Source organism: Pseudomaricurvus sp. (genome assembly GCF_965662505.1).
In the GTDB taxonomy this organism is placed as follows: Bacteria; Pseudomonadota; Gammaproteobacteria; order Pseudomonadales; family Cellvibrionaceae; genus Pseudomaricurvus.
The window spans coordinates 1-3,327 of record NZ_CBFIHX010000213.1; the positions used below are offsets into that span (position 1 = coordinate 1).

General features: G+C 54.8%; 2 protein-coding genes. Both read left to right on the plus strand.

Translation table 11 applies throughout. The features are described from left to right. Window positions 1-1,374, plus strand: a 1,374-nt coding sequence (locus tag ACTG33_RS16755) for a DUF1254 domain-containing protein (RefSeq protein WP_439136357.1), incomplete at its 5' end; no start/stop codon positions are given. A 110-nt stretch (window positions 1,375-1,484) separates the two neighbouring features. After that, the coding region (locus tag ACTG33_RS16760; RefSeq protein ID WP_439136358.1) for an arylsulfatase at window positions 1,485-3,327 on the plus strand (1,843 nt) is incomplete at its 3' end.

Below are 3,327 nucleotides of genomic sequence, written 5' to 3' on the forward strand. Positions count from 1 at the left end.
CAGCGCGCCATTCACTCGTATCTCTGGAGCCTTCATGCTATCAACATGTACGCCATGAAGGAAGGTGCGGCCAAGAACTTCGGCGAAGGCTACGAGGTGATGGCCATTTGGAAACAACGGATCGATGCCAACGCCATCATCACCACCCCCAACTCGGATGTGATCTACGGCATGGGCTTCCTCGATCTGGCGAAGGACGGACCAATGGTGCTGGATGTACCGCCGAAACTGCAGGCTCTGATCGACGATTTCTGGCACCGCCCTATTGAGGGACCGAAAATCGACGGCCGCCAATATTACGCTGACATCGGCCTGCCAGGGCCGGATAAAGGCAAAGGCGGCAAGTACCTGGTGGTGCCCGCTGACTATGACGGTGATATCCCCGAGAAGGACTATTACGTCTACCACAGCAAGACCAACGGCGTCTTTGTCTTTTTGCGCGGCTTCTTCGACAGCCCGGATAATCTCCAGCCGGCTGTCGACAACATGATGGGCATTCGCATCTACCCTCTGGGCAAAGAGAGCAGCGCCAAGAAAATGGAATTCCCCAACGCCTCCGGCGTAAAAGCCAACATGGGCGCCCCCATGGACGGAGCCTACTTCGACATGCTTAACCGCTTTGTGCAGAGCGAAGTCAACAACTACCCCGACACCAACTACGCGCGGGGCATGATGGCCGCCATCGGTATCGCCAAGGGCCAGGAGTTCAAACCGACGCCGCGGCAAAAAGAACTTCTGGACTACGCCGCGAAAACAGCCTTCAAGATGTCCAAGGCCGTATCGTTTGATCAATTTCCCGACGGTGAGAAGGCTAAGTGGTACGACAATCGCCAGTGGTGGGGTCATATTCGCGATGGTGGCGATGACTTCTTCACCGCGCTGGATGATTTCAATTTTGAGCGCAAAGACGGTCATTACATTGATGTCGATGCGCAGATCCACATGTACACCAACTACTACTCCATGAGCCCCGGTATGGGCACCTCGATTCCCGGTGTCGGCGGTAAATATCTGGTGACAGCCAAGGATGCGAATGGAAACTTTGTCGACGGCGGCAAAACCTACAAACTGACCCTGCCCCCGAAAGCACCGGCCAACCTGTTCTGGTCTGTCACCGCTTATGATGCGGTCACAGCCGCCGGGCTGGACAATGGCCAGCCCTTCCCCTCAATCAATTCCAAGGATGACATCCAGAAGAACAGTGACGGCTCTGTAACCCTCTACTTCGGGCCAAAAGCTCCGAAAGGCAAAGAGAGCAACTGGGTAGCCACCGTGCCAGAAAAAGGTTGGTTCTCGATTCTGCGCCTCTACGGGCCGGAACAACCTTTCTTCGACAAGTCCTGGATACCAGGAGACTTCGAACTGGTTGACTGAAGGCTCGCTGGTAGAAGAGTTCCTGGCTGGTTGCTTTTATGTAATCGCCAGGAATTCCATTTTGACACCACAATATACCTAAAAAGGATTTAGACCATGAGGATTACAACATGAGATTACGCACACTACACACACTGAGCTTTGCCTTGGTCGCCGGCCTGTTTTCTATCCAGGCTGCCGCCCAGGAAGAGCAGCGCCCCGGAACAACCGCTCCGCAGCTTTCTCTGCCCTATGCCGAGCAGAAATATCGGGGGGACGTCGGCACCACCTATCTCGACTCGGACCCCGCGCAGTTTCCGAAACAAGTCACCGCTCCCGAAGGTGCCCCCAACGTGCTGGTTGTTTTGCTTGATGACGTGGGCTTCGGTCAATTCTCGGTATCGGGTGGCGGCGTGCCTGCCCCCAATATGGAGGAACTGGCTGAAGAGGGTTTCCTGTTCACACGTTTTCACACCACCGCTGTCTGTACTTCCACGCGGGCTGCTCTCTTGACCGGACGCAACCACCATGTCGCCGGCAGCGGTAATATCACCGAAGTTGCCACCGGCTATGACGGCTACACAGGTATCATTCCGAAAGATACCGCAACCTTCGCTGAAATGATGCGCCTGAACGGCTATATCACGTCGTGGATCGGCAAAAACCACAACACCCCGACCTACGAAACCAGTGCTATGGGGCCTTTCGACCACTGGCCCAACAATCTGGGATTCGATTACTTTTATGGGTTCATGGCGGGCGACACCAATCAAAGACGTCCCTGGCTCTACGAGAACCAAACGCCTGTAGGTCAGCAAACTGCTGACGACTACTATCTGAGCGTCGATCTGGCGGACAAGTCCATTGAGTGGCTGCAGCAGGCAGAAGTCGTTCAGCCGGATAAACCGTGGATGATGTATCTGGCACCTGCCGCAACGCACTCCCCGCATCAGGCGCCAAAAGAGCTGATTGAAAAACACAAAGGCCGGTTTGATAACGGCTGGGACAAGTACCGTGAAGAAACTTTCGCACGCCAGAAAAAGATGGGCATCATTCCGGAAAATACTCAACTGACCAAGCGCCCCGACAGTTTGCCCGCTTGGGACAGCCTGAGCGCCGATCAGAAAAAGCTGTCAGCCCGAATGATGGAAGTGTTTGCCGCCTATGGCGAACATGTTGACCAACAGGTCGGTCGGGTACTCGACTACGTCAAATCTCTTCCTGACGCCAACAACACAATGATTGTCTACATCGTGGGCGACAATGGCGCTTCATCGGAAGGGGGCATCCCGGGCACCTTGAACGAAAACGCGTTTTTCAACGGTGTCCAGATGCAGACTGAAGACATGATGCCTTATATCGATGAAATCGGTACCGAGAAACATTTCAATCACTTCCCTGCGGCCTGGGCTCATGCGGTGGATACACCTTTCCAGTGGGTCAAACAGGTGGCGAGCCACTTGGGCGGCACGCGCAATGTGATGCTCGTGAGCTGGCCGGAAGAATACCGCAAAGGTGGACAAGTTCGCACTCAGTTCACCCACGTCATCGACGTTGCCGCGACGATTCTGGATGCGACGGGTATCGAAGAGCCTCGCAGCGTTAACGGAACAACCCAAAAGCCCATTGAAGGCCGCAGCTTTCTGAGCGTTTTGGACGACAAAGATGCCGAAGAAATTCGCACCAGCCAATACTTCGAAATGTTCGTCAATCGCGGCATCTACAAAGATGGTTGGTGGGCCGGCTCCCGTTCATTCGACCCGTGGAATCCAATCCGCGGCGAATTCAATCCTCTGACCGCAGAGTGGGAACTCTACAACCTGGATGAGGACTTTTCGCAAGCCAACAACCTGGCGGATAAATACCCGGAAAAGCTGGATGAGCTCGTGAAACTTTGGTGGGCAACCGCCGCCAAGGAACAAGTACTGCCGCTAGACTGGCGTGGGTCCGAGCGCTTCAGCGCGGAACTGATGG